At 33.6% G+C, this 20,739-nt stretch carries 18 protein-coding genes and 1 riboswitch; of the genes, 7 read left to right on the top strand and 11 right to left on the bottom strand.

Annotated features, from left to right (window positions below; translation table 11 throughout):
* Window positions 1–11 precede the first annotated feature (11 nt).
* Window positions 12–121, bottom strand: a riboswitch (SAM riboswitch).
* Between the two features lie 244 nt (window positions 122–365).
* Window positions 366–1,622, top strand: coding sequence for a methionine adenosyltransferase (gene metK / locus AC1EUY_RS06130; RefSeq protein ID WP_480194631.1), 1,257 nt, complete (start codon window positions 366–368; stop codon window positions 1,620–1,622).
* A 54-nt stretch (window positions 1,623–1,676) separates the two neighbouring features.
* Here metK and AC1EUY_RS06125 read toward each other — a convergent pair whose 3' ends face one another.
* Complete coding sequence (locus tag AC1EUY_RS06125) at window positions 1,677–3,230, bottom strand: M20/M25/M40 family metallo-hydrolase (RefSeq protein ID WP_480194630.1); 1,554 nt, start codon at window positions 3,228–3,230, stop codon at window positions 1,677–1,679.
* Window positions 3,231–3,309: 79 nt separating this feature from the next.
* Window positions 3,310–4,416, bottom strand: coding sequence for a TolB family protein (locus AC1EUY_RS06120; RefSeq protein WP_480194629.1), 1,107 nt, complete (start codon window positions 4,414–4,416; stop codon window positions 3,310–3,312).
* Window positions 4,417–4,453: 37 nt separating this feature from the next.
* Here AC1EUY_RS06120 and AC1EUY_RS06115 point away from each other — a divergent pair, with 37 nt between their 5' ends.
* The 4 genes from AC1EUY_RS06115 (at window position 4,454) to AC1EUY_RS06100 (ending at window position 7,990) form a co-directional block, all read left to right on the top strand.
* Entirely contained in the window at window positions 4,454–5,680 is a 1,227-nt protein-coding gene (locus AC1EUY_RS06115) for a M28 family peptidase (RefSeq protein WP_480194628.1), read from the top strand.
* Window positions 5,681–5,844: 164 nt separating this feature from the next.
* Window positions 5,845–6,087 carry a DUF4345 domain-containing protein gene (locus AC1EUY_RS06110; protein ID WP_480194627.1) on the top strand — a complete coding sequence of 81 codons (243 nt, stop codon included), beginning with the start codon at window positions 5,845–5,847 and terminating at the stop codon, window positions 6,085–6,087.
* A 192-nt stretch (window positions 6,088–6,279) separates the two neighbouring features.
* Entirely contained in the window at window positions 6,280–7,149 is an 870-nt protein-coding gene (locus AC1EUY_RS06105; protein WP_480194626.1) for a helix-turn-helix domain-containing protein, read from the top strand.
* A gap of 100 nt (window positions 7,150–7,249) precedes the next feature.
* Complete coding sequence (locus AC1EUY_RS06100) at window positions 7,250–7,990, top strand: methyltransferase family protein (RefSeq protein WP_480194625.1); 741 nt, start codon at window positions 7,250–7,252, stop codon at window positions 7,988–7,990.
* Window positions 7,991–8,212: 222 nt separating this feature from the next.
* Here the strand turns inward: AC1EUY_RS06100 and AC1EUY_RS06095 are convergent, their stop codons facing one another.
* Window positions 8,213–9,130 carry a cation diffusion facilitator family transporter gene (locus AC1EUY_RS06095; protein WP_480194624.1) on the bottom strand — a complete coding sequence of 306 codons (918 nt, stop codon included), beginning with the start codon at window positions 9,128–9,130 and terminating at the stop codon, window positions 8,213–8,215.
* A gap of 76 nt (window positions 9,131–9,206) precedes the next feature.
* On the opposite strand from AC1EUY_RS06095, the gene dusB reads away from it, so the two are divergent.
* Both dusB and AC1EUY_RS06085 read left to right on the top strand, forming a co-directional pair.
* On the top strand, window positions 9,207–10,199 hold the full coding sequence (gene dusB / locus AC1EUY_RS06090) for a tRNA dihydrouridine synthase DusB (protein ID WP_480194623.1): 993 nt from the start codon (window positions 9,207–9,209) through the stop codon (window positions 10,197–10,199).
* Window position 10,200: 1 nt separating this feature from the next.
* Complete coding sequence (locus AC1EUY_RS06085) at window positions 10,201–11,073, top strand: hypothetical protein (protein WP_480194622.1); 873 nt, start codon at window positions 10,201–10,203, stop codon at window positions 11,071–11,073.
* A 100-nt stretch (window positions 11,074–11,173) separates the two neighbouring features.
* On the opposite strand, the gene AC1EUY_RS06080 is transcribed toward AC1EUY_RS06085, so the two are convergent.
* The 8 genes from AC1EUY_RS06080 to AC1EUY_RS06045 all read right to left on the bottom strand — a co-directional run bounded on the left by AC1EUY_RS06080 (window position 11,174) and on the right by AC1EUY_RS06045 (window position 20,735).
* Window positions 11,174–12,037 (bottom strand): acyl-CoA thioesterase, encoded by an 864-nt coding sequence (locus AC1EUY_RS06080; RefSeq protein WP_480194621.1) that lies wholly within the window; start codon window positions 12,035–12,037, stop codon window positions 11,174–11,176.
* A complete protein-coding gene (locus AC1EUY_RS06075) occupies window positions 12,037–13,284 on the bottom strand; it encodes a cation:proton antiporter (protein WP_480194620.1) in 1,248 nt (415 codons plus the stop codon). Before AC1EUY_RS06075 ends, AC1EUY_RS06080 begins: the two co-directional genes overlap by 1 nt.
* A gap of 287 nt (window positions 13,285–13,571) precedes the next feature.
* Window positions 13,572–13,814: a cold-shock protein gene (locus AC1EUY_RS06070; RefSeq protein ID WP_480194619.1), complete on the bottom strand. Its 243-nt coding sequence runs from the start codon at window positions 13,812–13,814 to the stop codon at window positions 13,572–13,574.
* A gap of 120 nt (window positions 13,815–13,934) precedes the next feature.
* Window positions 13,935–14,939, bottom strand: a complete 1,005-nt coding sequence (locus AC1EUY_RS06065) for a fatty acid desaturase family protein (RefSeq protein ID WP_480194618.1) — start codon at window positions 14,937–14,939, stop codon at window positions 13,935–13,937.
* A gap of 662 nt (window positions 14,940–15,601) precedes the next feature.
* Complete coding sequence (locus AC1EUY_RS06060) at window positions 15,602–16,198, bottom strand: DUF2652 domain-containing protein (RefSeq protein ID WP_480194617.1); 597 nt, start codon at window positions 16,196–16,198, stop codon at window positions 15,602–15,604.
* A 19-nt stretch (window positions 16,199–16,217) separates the two neighbouring features.
* Window positions 16,218–19,895: a metallophosphoesterase gene (locus AC1EUY_RS06055; protein WP_480194616.1), complete on the bottom strand. Its 3,678-nt coding sequence runs from the start codon at window positions 19,893–19,895 to the stop codon at window positions 16,218–16,220.
* An 80-nt stretch (window positions 19,896–19,975) separates the two neighbouring features.
* The gene (locus AC1EUY_RS06050; protein WP_480194615.1) at window positions 19,976–20,230 is read right to left on the bottom strand and encodes a hypothetical protein; all 255 of its coding nucleotides are present in this window, start codon (window positions 20,228–20,230) and stop codon (window positions 19,976–19,978) included.
* Window positions 20,217–20,735 (bottom strand): peptide-methionine (S)-S-oxide reductase, encoded by a 519-nt coding sequence (locus tag AC1EUY_RS06045; protein ID WP_480194614.1) that lies wholly within the window; start codon window positions 20,733–20,735, stop codon window positions 20,217–20,219. The genes AC1EUY_RS06050 and AC1EUY_RS06045 overlap by 14 nt, the downstream gene beginning before the upstream one ends.
* Window positions 20,736–20,739: the final 4 nt, after the last annotated feature.

The raw sequence follows: 20,739 nt of genomic DNA, 5'->3' as shown, positions 1-20,739 counted from the left end.
TAATTTTCATTTTGTTATCTATCCCGAAATTAATTCGGAGTAGAATTTAGCACCTTCTTTGGTTGACAAAGGGTTGCTAAGGTTTCAAAGGGTCTAATCCCTCCACCTTTCTTGATAACATTTCAAGTAAGTAATTGAACTTTGTGAGTGCAAATATTCAGTCATAAATATTTAATATCCTAATTTTTTTGATGTTATTTTATTTTTATCTTTTAATCATATAAATTTAATCTGTACATTTGTAGCCGATTTCGAGGAAAAATTTGAACTGATTGCAACCTCACATAAAAAATGCTAAAGCAGTAATAATCTACTCCTTTTAGCGACCAATCAATCAGTTTTTTAAAATTATAAAAGCATAATATATGTCTTATTTATTTACTTCTGAGTCTGTTTCAGAAGGCCATCCTGATAAAGTTGCAGATCAGATTTCTGATGCGCTCATTGATAACTTTTTAGCTTTTGACCCTGAATCTAAAGTTGCATGTGAAACTTTGGTTACAACGGGGCAAGTAGTATTGGCCGGAGAGGTAAAGTCTAAAACTTATTTAGATGTTCAAAAAATTGCTAGAGATGTGATCAATAAAATTGGTTATACTAAAGGTGAATATATGTTTGATGGGAATTCTTGTGGGGTACTTTCTGCAATTCATGAACAATCGGATGATATTAATAGAGGTGTTGATAGAGCATCTAAAGAAGAACAAGGTGCAGGTGATCAAGGAATGATGTTTGGCTATGCCACGAATGAAACAGTAAACTATATGCCTTTAGCATTAGATCTTTCTCATCTAATTTTGAAAGAATTGGCTGTTTTACGAAGAGAAAATGAGCTTATCGCATATTTACGTCCTGATGCTAAAAGTCAAGTAACTATAGAATATTCAGACGATAATGTCCCTCAGCGAATTGATGCTATTGTAGTATCAACGCAACATGATGATTTTGCTTCTGATGATACTATGTTGGCAAAAATTAGAAAAGATATTGTAGCGATTTTAATTCCAAGAGTAAAGCAACAACTTTCTCCAGAAATTCGAGCCTTGTTTAACGATGACATCAAATATCATATTAATCCAACGGGGAAATTTGTAATTGGTGGCCCTCATGGTGATACTGGTTTAACTGGAAGAAAAATAATTGTGGACACGTATGGTGGTAAAGGTGCCCATGGCGGTGGTGCTTTTTCGGGTAAAGATCCGAGCAAGGTAGATCGAAGTGCGGCATATGCTACCCGTCATATTGCCAAGAATTTAGTCGCAGCTGGTGTTGCTGACGAAATATTGGTACAAGTATCTTATGCCATTGGCGTGGTAGAACCTATGGGTATTTTCGTTGACACCTATGGAACTTCTAAAGTTGATCTATCTGATGGAGAAATTGCTAAAAAAGTATCTGAAATCTTTGACATGCGCCCTCATGCTATTGAAGAGCGTTTAAAATTACGCCAGCCAATGTATAGCGAAACAGCCGCTTATGGACATATGGGGCGCAAAAACGAAACCGTGTCTAAAACATTTACGCAACCAGACGGAACTACTAAGACTTTAGATGTGGAACTATTTACATGGGAAAAACTGGACTATTTAGATAAAGTAAAAGATTCATTTTCATTATCTTAGAAGACATTATTTTTTAATAAAAAAGCTTCGCAAAATTGCGAAGCTTTTTGTTTTTTAGTCTAATCCTCCTCGTCTATTAGGAGATCGTTGTGTAGGCCACTCTCTTTGCTTACCTGTTCTAGGGTTTATATGTAATTTACTTTTTTCTGCAGACGTTCTTTCTGGGTCTTCAGATGCTTTATACGCTAAGATTGCTGTGAGTATTGCATTGTTTCGTACATCATCAAAAACAATTTTATCATACGTATCTCTATTGGTATGCCATGTATAGTTCCAATAAGACCAACTTAACGAACTCAATGAAAATGCCGGCGCACCTGCGGCTACAAAAGAAGCATAATCAGAACCTCCACCGCCTGGCGTGCCTGGAAAAGTGGTTTTTATTTCATCTCGAATTTCTTTAGGCACTGCCTCTAACCATCTTCCTAAATAATCATAGGCATGTAAAAATCCTTGCCCTGACAGGTTTACAACTCTACCCGTTCCATTATCCTGATTAAATAATGCTTGTACATTTTTTACAATTTCAGGATGATCTTCTACAAAAGCTCTTGAACCATTTAACCCTTGCTCTTCACTTCCCCAAAGTCCTACCAAGATGGTTCTCTTTGGATTAGGATACACTTTTTTTAAGATTCGCATAGCTTCCATCATCACCAAAGTTCCTGTTCCATTATCTGTAGCTCCTGTTCCGCCATCCCAAGAATCGAAATGTGCCGATAATATTACATACTCATCGGGTTTTTCGGAACCTTTAATTTCTGCAATGGTATTAAATGTAGGCACTACTCCTAACTCTTTAGATTCTGCAACAATCTTAATTTTAGGTTTATCTCCATACTCCACCATTCTATACAACATACTATAATCTTCTAACTCAAGATCTACTGCTGGAATTTTCTTAGTACGAGCGCTAAATATTTTACTTACACCAAAACCTCTAGACCAATTTGATGAAACAATACCTACGGCACCTGCTTCTTCTAATGCTGCATTTAATGTTCTTCTACCATAACCTGTATTTCGCATATTCTCTCGCCATGCTTTTGTTTGTACATCACGAGCATCCTTCATTTTTTTAAATGACTTTTCTGTAGCAAACTCTTCCCAATTATAATCGGGTCTTCCCGTTGGTTGATTCATTGAAATCATTACAAACTTTCCTTTTACGCTAGGTAACCATTTGGCAAACTCTAAAGAATCTTTAACCATAGGTAAGGTTATTAATTCGGCTGTAACACCCTTACTACTAGTACTAGGATTCCAAGCTAATTGCATTCCTGTTAAGGTTCTTTTTCGAGGGTGTACCATATCTATATGTGTAATACCGCGCTGCCATCCTCGCCATTCTCCCCATTTTTCATTTCTGGCACTGACATCCCATTTTTTATACGTTTCTACCGCCCAATCATGCGCTTGCTTCATTTCAGGTGTTCCTACTAACCTAGGCCCTATAACATCTAATAATTCGTGACCCAAACGCTCTAGCTGTGAGTTTTCATTTGCTTCCTTTATAATGTTTTCTACAGTAGTATCTTTTTCTTGTGAAAAAGCATGTATTCCGACTGCTATTAAAAATAAAAGCAACAATCTTGACATTGTTTTCATTGTAATAATTTTAAGTTTGGTACATAAAAAAGCTGCATCTATAGATACAGCTTCTAAATTACAATTTTTAATTAGACCATTAGTCTTGCCACTCGGCAATAAACAAATTAGTATCTCTACCGCCTCCATTATTGCGATTCGAAGAAAATGCTAAGTATTTACCATCGTTAGAAAATACAGGAAAGGCGTCAAATGTCTCTCCATGCGTAATACGCTTGAGGTTTTTACCATCGATATCTATCATATACAGATTGAAAGGAAATCCGCGCTCAGCTTCAAAGTTTGATGAAAATAATATTTTCTCACCTGAAGGGTGAAAAAACGGACTCCAGTTCGCATTTCCTAAATCAGTTAGCTGTTTCATATCAGAACCATCGGCATTACAGATGTATAATTCCATCTCTGTTGGCTCTACCAAGCCTTGTGTTAATAAATCTTTATACGCTTTTATTTCTTCTTCTGTTTTTGGTCTAGAAGAACGGAAAATTAACTTTGTACCATCAGGTGAAAAAAAAGCACCTCCATCATAACCCAACTCATTGGTGATTTGCTTTACATCAGAACCATCTATGTTCATAGTATATAATTCTAAATCGCCACTTCTTGTTGATGTAAACACTATTTTATCACCCTTTGGTGATACTGTAGCTTCTGCATCATAGCCTTTTTCATTGGTTAATTGTGCAGTGATATTTCCTTCTAAATCGGCTACAAAAATGTCGTAGCTATCATAAATTGGCCACACATATTTGCCATTTTTTCGTAATGGAGCATCAGGACATTTATCTTGCGCTAAATGTGTTGATCCATAGACAAAATGTGTATTATCGGGTAAAAAATACGCACAGGTTGTACGTCCTTTTCCAGTGCTGATCATTGGCGGAATACTATTTTTAAAGGTTTCATCTACATTCATTAAAAACATCTGATCACAGTTAACACCCCAATTTTTATTATTGCTCTGAAATATCATCTGTTTATCATCAAAACTCCAATACGCCTCTGCATTATCACCACCAAATGTTACTTGACGAATCGATTTAAAATGTACTTCTTCAGGATAGAGTAAGCTATCTTTTTGTATGACAACTTTCGTTGAATCTTGTTTTACATCAGTTTTTTCAACCTTATCCTTTTTACAACTTACTACTACTAATACCAATAGAAAAATATAGAATTGCCTCATGTTATTTGACTAAATTTGCACAAAAATACAAGAACTCATGTACAGAATCATTCCTTTTATTCTTTTTATTTTTATCGCTTCCTGTAAAAAAGAAAAAACAATAAAAGATATTTCAATGCAAGAAGATGTTTCTTTTTTAGCAGATGACAGTTTAGAAGGAAGAGCCACAGGAACGGAAGGAGAAAAGAAAGCTGCTGAATATATTGCCAATCGCTTAAATGAACTAGGTATAGTGGTGAAAGGTACTGATGGGTTTTATCAAGATTTTAGTTTTAAACCGAAAACGCACCCACATGAAGCTATAAAATTTGACACCAAAGAAGATGGCTCTATTATAGGTAGGAACGTGCTTGGCTATGTCGATAATAAGGCAGAGAAGACGATTATCATCGGAGCGCATTATGATCATTTAGGATTAGGTGGTGATGGTTCTTTATACCGAGACTCCATTGCGGCTATTCATAATGGCGCAGATGATAATGCAAGTGGCATTGCTGTCATGCTAAACCTTGCAAAAAAATTACTAAAAGGCAATACAAATAATAATTATTTATTTATTGCTTTTTCAGGTGAAGAAATGGGGCTTTTGGGATCGAATTATTTTGTAAAGAACCCAACCATAGATCTTAAAAAAGTAAATTATATGATTAACATGGATATGGTAGGTAGGTTAAAAGCGGATAGTACCTTGGCTGTGTATGGTACTGGAACTTCACCAATTTTAAAGCAAACTTTAAAAGCCAATAATGACAATTTTAAACTGATACAAAAAGAATCGGGAGTTGGGCCTAGTGATCACACCAGTTTTTACAATGCAGATATACCTGTATTGCATTTTTTTACTGGGCAACATGAAGATTACCATAAACCATCTGATGATTCAGATAAACTGAATTATAAAGGTATGGAAACTATTGCCAACTACATTTATACGATCATCGCTGATCTGGATGATAATGGCAAATTAGCCTTTAGAAAAACAAAAAATGAAAGTGAATCTACGCCACGTTTTAAAGTTGGTCTAGGTGTTATACCCGATTATTTATTTGACGGCGTTGGTATGCGTATTGACGGAATAAGTGAAGACAAACCCGCCCAAAAAGCAGGATTACAAAAAGGTGATATCGTAATTCAAATAGGTGATAGTGAAATAAAAAACATGATGGATTATATGAAAGCACTATCCACTTTTGAAAAAGGAAATACTGCGAAGGTTGTTGTTGATAGAGACAATAATGAAGTAGAAGTAGAAGTTACTTTCTAGTAAAATCATATGATAAAAACTAAAAATGATTTTATTACTAAAATTCATTTAATCATTTCTGTTGTTATTGTAATTCCTATTGCTTTTTATACGGTTTTGATCCTGATTTAAAATTTGGATTTCACCCCAATACCATAGATGAACACAATTTCTTTAAAGCCATTATGGGGTTATATCTTGGAATTTCCGTTTTATGGATTCTTGGAATTTTCAAAGCTACATATTGGAAGGCAACGATCATTTCTAACATTATTTTTATGTTCGGACTTGATTTTGGGAGGCTTATAAGTTTAGTTTTAGATGGCACACCAAATTTTGGTTATCTTTTTGGAACCTTTGCTGAACTCTTGCTAGGTTTTTATGGAGTTTGGGTTTTAAAAAACAAAAACCTTTCTAATATAATTTAGTTTGCTTCTTAATGAATTTTCTTCGAACTTCGCTTATCACTTGTTAAACGGAATTACAACTCCGCATAGCTTAACATTGTAATAATTTCAATTTAGTCTAACACTGCTATAAATATAATTGAAATAGAAAAATATGATATTGAATTCAACAGTTTATATACATATATTGAACTAGAATATTTTCGAGAGATTATGACTATAGATGTATATGATTTTTTCAAAAAGCATCCCAAATTTAATAAGCATATTGGAAATGACTTTCTTTTGGTAGAATATAAATGTCCATTAAATGTTGAAAAATTTCAACTATGGACTAAATCTCACTTAATCACATACGTTATTAGTGGTCGTAAAGATTGGATAACTCCTAAACAAACCTATAGTCTTACTGCAGGTGATACACTATTTGTTAAAAAAGGGGTGTATGCTACAAAGCAATATCTTGAAGAAGACTATTGTGTTATGCTCTTTTTTATGAATGATGAGTTCATCAGAAAATTTACTTTGCAAAATCATTTAACATCAAGAGCTTCTCAAGACGAAGTTACAGGAGATGGCATATTAAAAATTAAGACCAACAATTCGTTTCAGATTTTAATACAGAGTATTTTTCAATATCTGACAATGAATGAAGTTATTCCAGCTGAACTTGTGGAGCTAAAATTCAAAGAATTGATTTACAATATCACCCTTAATAAAAACAATAGCGCATTTAAAAATTTATTGCTCGAGATCTCAAATCAAAAGAAGGTTAGTATTGAAAATATTATGAATGCTAACTTTCAATATGATCTTCCAATCGAAGCTTTTGCAAAACTATCGGGGCGAAGTCTTTCAAGTTTTAAGAGAGATTTCAGAAAGTCTTTTGAAACCTCACCATCAAAGTGGCTCATTAATAGAAGACTTACCTACAGTAAGATGCTACTCATCAATACCCAATTGAACATTAATGAAATTTGTTATGATAGCGGATTTAAGAATACATCTCATTTTATTCGAGTCTTTAAAGAAAAATACAAGTTCCCCCCAAATAAGTTTAGAAAACTAAATGCTAGTTCATAGGTTACTTTTGAGCTTTAGAGAATATTTTTAGGACTGCTCAGTAAACTTGTAGTCACTTATTTAATTGAATTTTGAGTCATTATTAATTCAACTAAATATTATGAAAAAGCTATTCATGTTCGTCTACTCAATTATCTGTTATTGTATTGGTTTTGCTTCTCTATTATTTTGGATTTTATCGATAAGTCATTTAGTTCCAGAAATATCAATCGACAGAAATCCTGAAGTTCCATTTTATTATGCGCTTTTAAAAAATCTTGCACTTGTATTACTTTTTGCTGTACCGCATAGCGTAATGGCTAGGAAATCATTTAAAAATTGGATTACTAAAGTTCTTCCGAGACCCGTAGAAAGAAGTACTTATGTACTACAAGCGGGTATTTTGCTCTTTGTTCTTATATGGAACTGGGAACCAATTGGTGGTAACATATGGACAATTCAAGAAGGAAGTATTCTATTTTATACTATGTACGTTTTATTTTTTTTAGGTTGGGTAATTTTGTTTGTAAGTACTTTTCTAATCAATCATTTTGATTTATTTGGTCTGCGACAAACCTATTTAGAACTATTAAATAAACCATATACTGAATTAGAATTTAAAGTGGTTTCGTTTTATAAATATACAAGGCACCCGTTGTACTTAGGTGGCATTATGGGACTATGGTTTACACCAGTGATGTCAACAACACATTTAGTATTCGCTGTTCTTTTGACTTTGTATTTCTTCATTGGAGCTCTATATGAAGAAAAAGATTTAAAGGAAATTTTTACATCTAAATATTTAGCATATATGAAGAAAACACCTATGATGATACCTTTTACAAAAAGAAAAACTGATTGATTAAAAAACTATTGCCAACAATACCTATAGCAAATAGGGCATAAAGTGTTAAATTTAAATGCTTAAGTGTGTTTGTCAAGCCCGCCAAATCTTTTGGATTTGGCATTTGATATCAAAAAGAAAAATACAAAACAAAAACTCCTGCTTATAATACAGACGGAAACGAAAAGTTTCCTTGCCTACCTTTCTTGCCATAGACAAACCGTAAGCGTACTATAAAAATCAATCACAATCTTTTTCTTTACAATGGTCGTGTTCTGTTTCAAATTCTAAGGTAACATGTTGTACATTTTCATGTTCAAGCGCATGCTTAATATCCTTTTTCAATTTTGAGATTTCATCTAACGTATAATCTTTATCTAAAATTACATGCGCGGTCATCGCATTTGTATTTGTACTCAAAGCCCAAATATGCGTATGATGCACTTTTTGAACAGCTTCATTTTTTAGCATGATTTTTTGAATCTTTTCGATATCAATATCTTTAGGAACTCCATCTAGCGTAAGCTTAATACTTTCTTTTAACAAGCCCCATGTAGTTACTAAAATCACAATTGCAATGATAATACTTACAATAAGATCAATTTGATTCCAACCTGTATAATGAATCATAATACCCGAAACCACAACACCCACAGACACCAAAGCATCTACCATTAAGTGCAAAAAAGCACCTTTAATATTAATGTCGTCCTTTTGCCCTTTATAAAATAAAAACGCCGAAATAGTATTAATTACAACACCAATTAAAGCAACAATAATGATTATTTTCCCTGAAACTTCTGGAGGAGCATCAAAACGTTCTATGGCCTCTTTAGTAATATTAAATACTACAACTACTAACAATACAGCATTAATTAAAGAAGCCAAAATAGAGGCTTTTTTATAACCATAAGTATATAATTTAGTCGCGGCTTTCTTGGTAAGTTTTAAACCTATCAATGAAATAATCAAACTTGCCACATCGCTTAAATTATGTGTTGCGTCGGCAATAAGTGCTAGTGAATTATGAATGTAGCCATATATAAATTCAATTGCGGTAAAAACAGCATTTAAGAAAATACCAATATAAAACGCTCTGTTGATCTTAGAAAGATCTGAAATACCATGACTATGACCTTCATGATCGTGTTCTGACATATTTTTTAACTATTAGGTAAATATAAAAAAGATTCCTGCCTTCGCAGGAATGATAATAAAAAAGTAAATTTGTACCGTGGTAAAAATTGGTAACATAGAACTACCTGACTTCCCGCTATTACTAGCACCTATGGAAGACGTTTCAGACCCACCTTTTCGAGCTTTATGCAAAGAACAAGGTGCCGATGTGGTATATACCGAATTTATTTCTAGCGAAGGACTCATTCGTAATGCTGCAAAAAGTACGATGAAACTCGATATTTATGAGAAAGAACGCCCTGTAGGTATTCAAATTTTTGGTGCGAATCTCGATGCTATGTTACAAACCATTGATATTGTTGAGAAATCGAATCCAGATATTATCGATATTAATTTTGGATGCCCAGTAAAGAAAGTGGTTTCAAAAGGGGCCGGAGCAGGTATTTTAAAAGATATCTGTTTGATGGAAAAACTCACTGCCGAAATGGTAAAGCGCACCAACTTACCTGTAACAGTTAAAACCCGTTTAGGTTGGGATCATGACTCAATAAAAATTGTAGAAGTTGCAGAACGATTACAGGATGTGGGTTGTAAAGCCATTGCCATTCATGGTCGTACACGTGCACAAATGTACAAAGGCAATGCTGATTGGAAACCTATTGCCGCTGTAAAGAATAATCCACGAATGCATATTCCTGTTTTTGGTAACGGAGATATTTCTTCTCCAGAGCGCGCCAAAGAAATGCGAGATGATTATGGGCTAGATGGTGCCATGATTGGTCGAGCTACTATAGGATATCCTTGGTTTTTTAGGGAAGTGAAACATTTTTTTGAAACGGATGAACACTTACCCAAACCTACCTTGGCAGAACGTGTAAAAGTAGCACGTCGCCATTTAGAAATGTCTATTGGTTGGAAAGGAGAACGTCTCGGTGTGGTAGAAACAAGACGTCATTACACCAATTACTTTAAAGGAATTCCGCATTTTAAAGAGTATCGCTTAAAAATGGTAACACTAGATAACCCTCAAGATATTTATGCTGTTTTTGACGAAGTACTTGAAAAATTTGTTCATTATCAATTTGTTTAGGATGCGAGGTATATATATTATTATAATTCCATTTTTACTTTCAAGTTGTATCAACTTTGGCCAGCTAAAAGTACTAGCCGATTTACCTACATTATTAGAGGAGGTTTCTGGCATTGAAACTACGGCAAATTCTGATCTCATTTGGATGCTCAACGATAGTGGCAATAAACCTGAACTATATGGTGTCAACACAAAAGGAAAGATTAAAAAAGTGGTTAAAATTAATGCTAAAAATCATGACTGGGAAGATTTAACTTCAGATCTCGAAGGGAATTTGTATATCGGTGATTTTGGAAATAATGCAAACAAACGCAAAAACCTAACGATCTTAAAAGTCAAAGCTACTGATCTTAATACTGATAAATTAGTTGATGTTGAGCGTATTAATTTTACCTACCCAAATCAAAAAAAATTCCCACCCAAAAAAAAACAACGCCATTTTGATAGCGAGTCGTTTTTCTTTTATAAGAATAACCTATACGTTTTTACTAAAAGCCGTGTAAAAAATAGGTTTGGTAGAACCAATCTCTATAAAGTACCCGCCAAAAAAGGGAATCATATCGCCACTTACATCGACTCCTTTGAATCTTGTGAAGACATGGAGTGTTGGATCACTGCTGCAGATATTTCAAACGATGGTAAAAAAATAGTTTTAACCAATCATAAATCTGCTTGGTTGTTTACTGATTTTAAAGATGATAATTTCTTTAGCGGCAAGGCTACAGAATTACCTTATGAAGCTGATCTCTCGCAAAAAGAAGGTGTTTGTTTTAAAGATAATAGTACACTCTATATTACCGATGAATATGCACATGGCTCTGGTGGCAATTTGTATGAATTTTCTTTACATAAAGATAAGAAATTAGAAGATTGAAGTTGGAAGTAATCATCATTGCGAGACTTTTGAAAAAGTTGTAGCAATCTTTTAAAGCCAGTTACCAAAGATAGATTGCTTCACTACGTTCGCAATAACACTAGTTTTTCGGTCGCATGAGACCTTCTTGCGCAACCGAGGCTACGAGCTTTCCATCGCGAGTAAAAATAATACCTCTACAAAATCCACGGGCGTTATGTGTACTTGGAGAGTCAAGAGAAAAAAGCATCCAATCATTAAAATCGAAATCACGAAAATACCACATAGCATGATCTAAACTCGCCGTTCGTGTATTTCCCCAATGTGCTTTACTAGCATGCGGAAAAAACATAACCGATAGAATATTATAATCTGAAATATAGGTTAGTATTTGTTGTTTTGCAGCCAAATCTAAATTAGACGTATCTCCTTTTAGTTTAAACCAAACATCTGTGAATGGAGGCATATCTTTCTCTCCAACCGGATTTAGATTCTTAACTGGTTTAAATTCAACTGGACGTGGAATATCTAAAAAGGACTTTATGCTTTTAGGTAAAAAATCTCCGAATTTTATTGACATATCAGACCAGCTCATCAATTCTTCGGGTGGTCTTACCTCGTTTTTCATTTCAAAATGATGCTCATGTCCGCTTTCTTTTTGGTGAAACGAACAAGCAAGTATAAAAATGGTCAATCCGTTTTGCCTTGCAGTAACGCGTCGTGTCGAAAAAGAACCTCCATCTCGTATAGTGCCTACTTCATACTGTATAGGAAGTTCTAAATTACCAGGCTCTAAAAAATAGCCATGCATAGAATTTAATATGCGATTATTGCTAATAGTTTTATAGGCTGCACTAATGGCTTGCGCTAAAACTTGACCTCCAAATACATTTGGGCTTCCTACAAAAATACTTTCACCTTGAAAGGTATGTTCAACTATTAATTTTACATCTAGATGATGTAGTAAATCTTGTGTGGTATTCATTAAAAATTATATTTTTTACGCAATCGATTCACTAAAGTTTCTATTGACAACCCTTGTACTAAAATTGAAAATACAACTACGATATAGGTAATTACTAAAAAAAGATCTCGATGCATCTCTTGTGACAAACCTAAAGCCAAAGCAATAGAAATTCCTCCTCTTAAGCCACCCCAGGTCATTATTAGATTTGTTTTGGGAACAAAGTCTAACTTCTTTTTAAAAATAGTAACTGGCAACAATAACGATATATAACGACAAGCCAATACTATTGGAATAGCTAATAAGCCTGCTGTAATAAATTTTCCATCATAGACCAGTACTAACATTTCCATACCTATTAAAACGAACAAAATTGCGTTCAATAAGATATCTATCAATTCCCAAAATTTATCAACATACAATTCTGTTGTTTCAGACATTGCAGAGTCTCGTATCGTATCATTACCTACAACGAGTCCTGCGGTTACCATAGCTAACGGTGCCGAAACGTGGAATTTTTGCGCGATGATTGTTCCACCCATAACCATTGCCAAAGTAATGATGACCTCAATATCAAAATCGTCAATAGATTGTAGCATTCTAAAAGTGATCCATCCTAGTAATAAGCCTAAAATAACGCCACCAATTACTTCAATACCAAAAAGCTGAGCAATACTGCCAAAGGTAGCCTCACCACTACCCGCAGCAATTTGATAAATGGTTAAAAACACTACTACCCCAACGCCATCATTGAACAATGATTCTCCTACTATTTTCGTCTCTAATTTCTTAGGTACCCCAGCTTTTTTTAAGATTCCTAAAACGGCAATAGGATCGGTTGGTGAAATCAATGCTCCGAAAAGCAAACAATAGATAAAGGCGACGTTTAAGCCTAGTAATTGCAAAACATAATACATACCACCTCCTACCAAAAAAGTAGAAGTTAAAACACCTATGGTCGCAAATGATAAGATAGGCCAGCGTTGTACTTTTAATTGTTGAAAGTTCGTATGCATTGCTCCTGCAAAGAGTAAAAAACTCAACATATGGTCAAGAAGGAGTTCTTTAAAATCGATTTGTTTTATAAAAGTAATTTCTGCTTGCAAAAGAGTATCATCAAAATAGCTTAATGCGAAAACAACTAGTGTATAAATAATGGTAATAAACATTAAGCCAATTGCATTTGGTAGCTTTAGAAAACGTACATTGATGTATCCGAAAATGGCAGAAAGCGTTACAAGTGCTGTGAATATTAAGTAATAATCCATCTAGTCTTTGTTAAGATACAAATGTAATCTGTTTAAAAAATATGCCCAACCTCCTTCGCAACTTTCTCTCAAAAATTCTGGAATAAAACTTGTTCAGCAATAATAGTATTTATTACAATCGCTTTACATCTAAATGAATGTATAAAAAGACACAAACTATAAAAGTTTGTGTCTTCAAATATTATACAAGTCTATACTATGATTTTAATAATAGTCTAATCGACTACTTTGTGATATGAGTTTAAAATGATGTTTAGCATCTTATAGCCATTTCTTTTAGTTACATTTTAGGCTAAACTTACTTTGATAGCGCTTAAACCTTTGTCTCCTCTTTCAACATCGAATGTTACTTGATCATTTTCTTGTATTTGATCGATAAGATTTGATGTATGAACAAAAATTTCCTCTTCAGAGTCTTTTACTGTAATAAAACCAAATCCTTTGGCATTATTGAAAAATTTTACTGTACCTTCTTTCATTGTGTTTACTTTATTAATATTTACTATTCTATGTATTATTCGTTTTATCATAATTTCTATTTTGTTAATAAATAACCTCTACCCAAGGGTGTGAGGTATTAAATGGGAGTTCTCTTTCTATTTCGACGCAAGCACCAGAGAATTAAACCCAATTGGGCTATCGCCCTGCGATTAAAATTCTGTTGCTACCTTTCTTATTGTATTAACAGTTTGTTTTTTACCTAACCAGCGTAACATTTTTATATGATCTTTTATCGCATATGTAAAACTTTCTTTAACATGATATGGCATGCCAAATTCTTTCGCTGTGTTAGATACGATTTTGGTTAAATTCTTATAATGTACATGGCATACGTCTGGTAGTACATGATGTTCTACTTGATAATTTAATCCTCCTATTAGCCAAAATAAAAGCTTACTTTTTGGGGAAAAATTAGTAGTGGTTGCAAATTGATGGCTATACCAATCTTCTTTCATCGCACCTTCTTTATTAGGAATTGGAAATTCATTAGCTGGCATAATATGCGCTATTTGAAAAACAACACTTACCAAAATTCCTGTAATAAAATGCATGCTTAAAAATGCTAATAAAACCAGCCACCATGATTGCGGTACCATAATTATTGGTAGTATTAGCGCATAGGTATAATAGAATAATTTCCAAGCTACCATACTCACAAGCACCTTAGTATATTCATTTTTTTTAGCTAAGAAGCCCATATTTTTATAGCGGTTTAGGCGAACAAAATCTTTGGTTGTTATCCAAGATATCGTAGATAATCCGTAAAAAAACCAAATATAAATATGCTGATATTGGTGTACCCAATAGTGTTTGGCATGTGGTGAAAACCTTAGAAAAAAGGGAGCGTTTAAATCATCGTCTGCTTGATCAATGTTTGTATAGGTATGATGTAAGACATTATGCTGTATTTTCCAAATGGTTGCATTGGCTCCAATAAGATTGAATGTATAGCCTAACAGCTTGTTGACGTTTTTATTTTTTGAATAAGATCCATGTATGGCGTCATGCATAACACACATTCCAATTCCAGACATTCCGAATCCGCTTATTATATATAGTAAAAAAAGCATCCATACAGAGGTAACTGTACCAGTAGCTAATACTACTAAAGGTGTAAAAAACAAGACGATCATGACACCTGTCTTAATAAACATAAGTCTATTCGCCTTTCTGCTTTTATTATTGGCTTTAAAATACGTGTTTACCCTGTTTCTTAAGGTCTTTGAAAAGTCAGAATTTACTGTTCTTGAAAATTTTGGATTATCGATACTATTCTTTTTTAGTATTATTCCTTCAACAATAGCATAGTATGTTGATTAAGAATTGCATAGCAATCATCAACTTAATTTGATAGTGTCTAGAAGTATTGTCAATTTTAAACATCAAAATAGTATTGCGATGATTAAAATAATGAAGAAAGCAAAGAATTAATTAAAATGGTGAGAGATTAAAAAAGAATAGCCGTCTAAATAACTAATGCTACAAATATAGAGTAAAATAATATGAGTTTCTTTAAAAAACAGATAAAGTATTGTTCATCAAATAAAAGTAAACTGCAAAATCAACTAAAATAGCAGCTTTTTGCTTAATAGTGATGGCAGATACAATTTCACCACATTCGATAGTCAATAATGTAATATAAGCATATTATAAAATTTCATCCGATTATTTGGATACCAAAATTTTGAGCTTTCTATTAGTAAGTCTGTAAAGGCACCGAAATGCATTAATTTAATAGACATCAATAGAAAGAACTTTAATCATATTACGAATATTTTTAGTCGCGTAACAATGTCAATTGAAATACGGATCTAGATCATACAATCTTATTCATTTTCACATAGCTATAGTTTATTTCACCTAGGTGTTTGTATCGCTCTTCATCGTCCTGCAGTTGACCCCAGCCAAAATGACGTTCAATAACGGCGTCTTTATAATGATCTAACAAATCCTGTGAAATTAAGAGATATTCATCATCTTCTATCTCATTCTTTAACAACCGATGGGCTACAATAACATCTTCACCCATTAATTTTATACGATTTCCTATTTGAACTGATTCAACCTCGTCTCCGCAATGAAGAATAATTTTTAAACCTAGTTTTGGAACATTTGCTATATCGTCGTGCTCTTTATGAGTTACACAGATCTTATCAAGATGTTTATAGAACTCAACAAAAAATGATCTGCATTGATTTATCAGGTCTTTAAATGGAGGGAGCTTACCTCTTTTAAAAAACAATACCGCATCTCCTTCTATCTCAGAGACTTTTAGCCCTATTTCATTTGCATATATGATTTTGTTCAATAAGGCAGGAATCACTTTCGAGCTCAATTCTATATTGGTATCACTCATAAACTTTGTAAAGCCGCTTATGTCTGGTATACAGATCAATGTTGTGTCTGAAGGCATCTCTAAATTATGTTATATGTTAAAAACCAAAACCTATCCGAAAAGCAAAGCGAAGTCCGTCATCACTGTTAAAAAGTGATATATTCCCTGTCAACATCTCGGCCATACTCACAAATATACCACCTCCTAGAGAATTATTCCATTTTTCGGAAGTGTCATTATCGTTCCATACACGGCCATAGTCAAACCCTCCGTAAATACCTAAAGATATTGGAACAAATTGGGTCTTCATTTTTTTAAAATTCCATCGAATATCAGTTGAATGAGCAAAGGCAGTCTTGCCCGAAAAACGCTGATTTCTGTATCCTCTTAGCCCATTATTAGCACCAAGTGTTGCTGCTTGATAGAACTCAAATTCATCACCTAAATTTATGTGAGCATTAAAGTTAGTAGCCAGAACTATTTTACCCGATGGACTTAATTTATAATCAAAACCTAACTCAGGCACAATATAACCGTAGCCTTTAGAAGTTGTCAAATTATTCTTGTAACCTATATTTAATGCAGTTTGAAAACCTAAAGTTGGAAAGGCCGAATCATTTTTATTAGCAAACTCATATTTAGTATCAATTCCCCAAAAATCTTGCTGGTCAAATACTGCATTATCTGCTGGTAAAGTAGCAATAAAACGACCTTCCGTTCGCTCTACTTCGTTCGATTCGTATAAGGCTCCTAGTGAAAATACTGACCCTGAGTGCCCACGCCAAACCATGCTTGGCATTACTCTAAAAGTTCTAATTTTAACCCGATTATAATCTAAATCGAACATATTGTCATCTTCAGCATTTGGGTTAATGGTTTCGTTACCAAAACCAAAGAAATTGGTAGCATAATTAGGGCTATTAAAATGAAGGTCTAATCCGAAATTCACATTCTGAAAAAATACATTCGCCCATTCTCCTTTATAAAAAAGATCATATCCAGAAGTAGCAAAATAATAGAAAGCCCCAAAGCGATGCTGCGAACTAAATGGGTTGCGTTCAAAGTTATAATTAGTTTTCGTAAATGAGACTCCCAAACGCATTCCATCATCGGGATTAAAACCAATGGCTGGTAATATTTGAGAGATACTTGTTTTTAGTTTCTTATAATTATAAACATTGGTAAAATAATTATCTGTAAGGTGTCTATTTCCTTTATGACTTTTAAACGTGTTGGGCTTTGATTTGTAATCATAATATCGTAAAGCATTTCCATTTTTTATATCGTAAGTATCATTATTCTGTCCGCCTAGTAATAATAGTTTTATCTCTTTATTTCCTTTACCATATACATGAAAGACATCGTCGTCGTCAAGAGCATACACCCAAATTTCTTTGGTTTCTGTTTTATTGTAAGTTTTGTCAATAAAAATATCTGCTTTTTTACCATCTTTAATACGATATCCTGTAATTCGCGTTACTCCATTTGGTAAACGCTCTATATCAAACCAATCATCTTTATTTGTTCCTTTTATTACTGCCAATTGATTGGTAAGTTTAAAGTATCGATCTGAAATTTTTTGAAGATTTCTTCTACGTGCTCTTAACTTTCTTTTTATATCTTCAACCGTTTCATCTCTTACCTCTTTTGGCATATTTAAAAAAGCTTTATCAATGACCTCATCGGTAATACCTTCTTGAATAATTTTGACCTGTGCATCCCAAACTTCTTTGCCAGAACGTTGTATAAACTCCATATCTAAAGGATAAGGCTCAACATTTACCCCTTTTACATCTTTTAGATCATCATCATAACTACGAAGTAATCGTGCGGCCGGAAGCAATTTAATTGCTGTTTTTAATAGAAAACCGTCTCCCATGATAGAAAATGCCTGATCGCGATCTCGCGGCATAGGACGATATACTTTCTTACCATTTTCTTCAAACTCAATCCATCGCCATTGATCGTAATGACGGTCCCAGTCACCAATCAACATATCAAACAAACGCGCTCGAATATAGGATGCTTCATCTAATATAATATCTTCGTCTTTATGAATATTTTTCATAAAATCATCGGTATCTTCTAAGGTATTTTGATAACCAAAACTGGCTTTATCACTATGACCTTCTGAAGTATGCTCTTCGATCATATACAGCTCTCCTCCAAATTCATCATTATATTCAGCCAAGGCTTGTTGTTTGGGTACATAATATAACTTAGGATTTGTGTGATAAATACCAACCGCATCTGCCAAGTCACCTACAACAAATGGTGCATAAGGATGTGCACCTGTAAAAACGTCGAGTAATAATTCTTGAATTACAGTGTCATCATACTGTCCTTCTATATATTTGTCTTTAAATAAAACAGCCTGTAGGTAACGCAATGCTTCTTTACGCAATGCACGCATTACGTATTGAGCTCCGTTTTTGTCTTCTAACCGTAATGACTTCGATTGATTACCCCCACCTTTTCGCACTGGTTTTAATCCGCCAAATAAAGTGTCAAGAGCTACCGTTTGAGCCTTTACCTTAGTACTGTAATATTTTCGATAACGCTCTCCCCAAAGCCATCTTTTTGCTTTGGAAGCTTGGGTCTCCTCATCGGTATAAACAGACGCTGCTATTGAATCTGGAAATTTTTCTGGGTAAATATCAGTATTTGTTTTCTTAAATTCTGGAAAGACATTCGTTTCAAAAACTGTTTTTTTATCTACAATTGAATAAAATTGTGCATGCGAAGAACCATCTTTAAAAACATCTAATCTGGCATAACCTGGCGTTCCATACGAAAATACACCTGAGCCCACATTGCGCGTGGCAGAGACCTTTGAACCAGAACCACTCACTATTTGTTTTAAATTATCGGTAACTAAATACTGCAAGCTATGTTCATGCCCTGAAACAAAAACGACACGTTTATTAGCTTGGGCAAGAGTAACCAATCGTTGTTTTAATTCGTTATAATGTTTATTCTGAATATCAACATTGGTAAAACCATTCGTTTTTCTATAGATATTCTTAAAGGTTCCAAGTATTGGTATGGGTTTAAAATGGCTTTTAAATGAAAATTGTCCACCATGTGGTCCGTTTGTGAACATAGGATGATGTATTGCCACAATAGTAGTTTTACCTCTGGCTTTTTTTATTTCACTACTAAACTCATCTAAAAATGCTGCTCTGGTTTTGATCTCACAATCGTCATTTATAGTTGGTTTCGTATTCCAATTAGTCACATACCAATGACTATCAACTAAAATCAACTTTATATCGTTACCAATATCAATGTCTTTAATAGGGCAACCATCTTCAGGTAAAAAAGTATTTTTTCCTAACGCATCTTCTACGTATTTTTCTTGACGTTTCAATCCTTTTACACCAGAGTACCAATCATGGTTTCCCGGAATAAATATAGTTTTTCCTTTAAAATTCTTTACAACCGCCGTTTGTTCTTGAATGCGGGCTTCTGCAAGCTTTCTTTTTAATGCTGTCTTATTAGTAAACCCTCTAGGATATATATTATCACCTAAAAAGATAGCCGTACTATTTTCAGAAGCTTTTGATAGTTCTCTCTCAAATTTATTCAATACTGCCTGTGCGGTATCTTTGATAGCATAACCAGCATCACCAATTAAATAAAATGAATGCTCTAGTTCTTTATCTTTTGGATAAGGGTTTACTGACGATGATGTTTTATATTGAGGTTGATATGTGGCACATGAACCTAGAAAAAATAAGGTTAACAATGCAAGTGAATAGTTTTTAGACACCATTGTACAAGAATTTGATTAGTTAGTTAAAGTTAATGAATTTTTAGTCTTTATGCTTAATGGCATGAATCATTCCTTATAATTCATATACAGGTTTCACATATAAGAATACCTTCTTTTAAAGTTATCTTATCTAGTTTTTCGGTTACTTCATGCACGAAACCATTATAGGTATTACGCTCAGGAGTAATATTGCTGGTCTTAATTTTCTTGTAAAATTCACCCTTCCATTCTAGTTTACCCCAATATTTAGGGCAAAAACCTTCTAGAGCTTTATTAACAGGCTCATTATTTAATCTTTTTTGAAAATAAAATTTTACGTTTTCAATTAGGCTCATAGTTATATAACTTTAGTTTTCGTTTTTCTGTATATTCTGTAAATTGTTGTATTAAGAGCTGTAATTTAGGGTTTATATATGTCTCGCAAAAGGGTTTTTCTGGATTGCTGTAATAGTAATTTAAAAATTGATCATTTGATGATTTAAACGATTTAAATTCTAAAACTTTTGTTATTATTTTTTTATCGAACTGATTTTGTAATTGAGCAATAATGTTAATTACCTCGTGCTCTTGTTTCTTATCAAAAAAATAAATAGCCGAGCGATATTTCTTTCGCATTGAATGTTCGCTAGTACTTTTATGCGTTCGTAAATGAATTTCAATTAAAACTCTTACAGGTATTTTCTCTTCATTATAATAAACAATGACTGCCTCAGAAAAAGATTGATTTTCTTTAGTAGAACTCACAAAACCTTGTGCTACTTTTATTACTCCTTTTAAAGATTGAAACACAGCTTCGGTACACCAATGGCAACCGCCTCCCAATGCGATTTTTTCAATCATGCTT

The organism is Maritimimonas sp. 2210JD6-3 (genome assembly GCF_056591795.1).
This window is presented reverse-complemented; position numbering and strand designations above follow the sequence as displayed.

What these genes read in the sequence shown, in the direction of transcription:
- AC1EUY_RS06080 (WP_480194621.1), bottom strand. Translation starts at nt 12,037, where the DNA reads ATGAATACCACACAAGATTTACTACATCATCTAGATGTAAAATTAATA.
- AC1EUY_RS06085 (WP_480194622.1), top strand. Translation starts at nt 10,201, where the DNA reads ATGCGAGGTATATATATTATTATAATTCCATTTTTACTTTCAAGTTGT.
- AC1EUY_RS06070 (WP_480194619.1), bottom strand. Translation starts at nt 13,814, where the DNA reads ATGATAAAACGAATAATACATAGAATAGTAAATATTAATAAAGTAAAC.
- AC1EUY_RS06065 (WP_480194618.1), bottom strand. Translation starts at nt 14,939, where the DNA reads ATGTTTATTAAGACAGGTGTCATGATCGTCTTGTTTTTTACACCTTTA.
- metK (WP_480194631.1), top strand. Translation starts at nt 366, where the DNA reads ATGTCTTATTTATTTACTTCTGAGTCTGTTTCAGAAGGCCATCCTGAT.
- AC1EUY_RS06060 (WP_480194617.1), bottom strand. Translation starts at nt 16,198, where the DNA reads ATGCCTTCAGACACAACATTGATCTGTATACCAGACATAAGCGGCTTT.
- AC1EUY_RS06115 (WP_480194628.1), top strand. Translation starts at nt 4,454, where the DNA reads ATGTACAGAATCATTCCTTTTATTCTTTTTATTTTTATCGCTTCCTGT.
- AC1EUY_RS06100 (WP_480194625.1), top strand. Translation starts at nt 7,250, where the DNA reads ATGAAAAAGCTATTCATGTTCGTCTACTCAATTATCTGTTATTGTATT.
- AC1EUY_RS06095 (WP_480194624.1), bottom strand. Translation starts at nt 9,130, where the DNA reads ATGTCAGAACACGATCATGAAGGTCATAGTCATGGTATTTCAGATCTT.
- AC1EUY_RS06110 (WP_480194627.1), top strand. Translation starts at nt 5,845, where the DNA reads ATGGGGTTATATCTTGGAATTTCCGTTTTATGGATTCTTGGAATTTTC.
- AC1EUY_RS06055 (WP_480194616.1), bottom strand. Translation starts at nt 19,895, where the DNA reads ATGGTGTCTAAAAACTATTCACTTGCATTGTTAACCTTATTTTTTCTA.
- AC1EUY_RS06125 (WP_480194630.1), bottom strand. Translation starts at nt 3,230, where the DNA reads ATGAAAACAATGTCAAGATTGTTGCTTTTATTTTTAATAGCAGTCGGA.
- AC1EUY_RS06050 (WP_480194615.1), bottom strand. Translation starts at nt 20,230, where the DNA reads ATGAGCCTAATTGAAAACGTAAAATTTTATTTTCAAAAAAGATTAAAT.
- AC1EUY_RS06045 (WP_480194614.1), bottom strand. Translation starts at nt 20,735, where the DNA reads ATGATTGAAAAAATCGCATTGGGAGGCGGTTGCCATTGGTGTACCGAA.
- AC1EUY_RS06120 (WP_480194629.1), bottom strand. Translation starts at nt 4,416, where the DNA reads ATGAGGCAATTCTATATTTTTCTATTGGTATTAGTAGTAGTAAGTTGT.
- AC1EUY_RS06075 (WP_480194620.1), bottom strand. Translation starts at nt 13,284, where the DNA reads ATGGATTATTACTTAATATTCACAGCACTTGTAACGCTTTCTGCCATT.
- AC1EUY_RS06105 (WP_480194626.1), top strand. Translation starts at nt 6,280, where the DNA reads ATGACTATAGATGTATATGATTTTTTCAAAAAGCATCCCAAATTTAAT.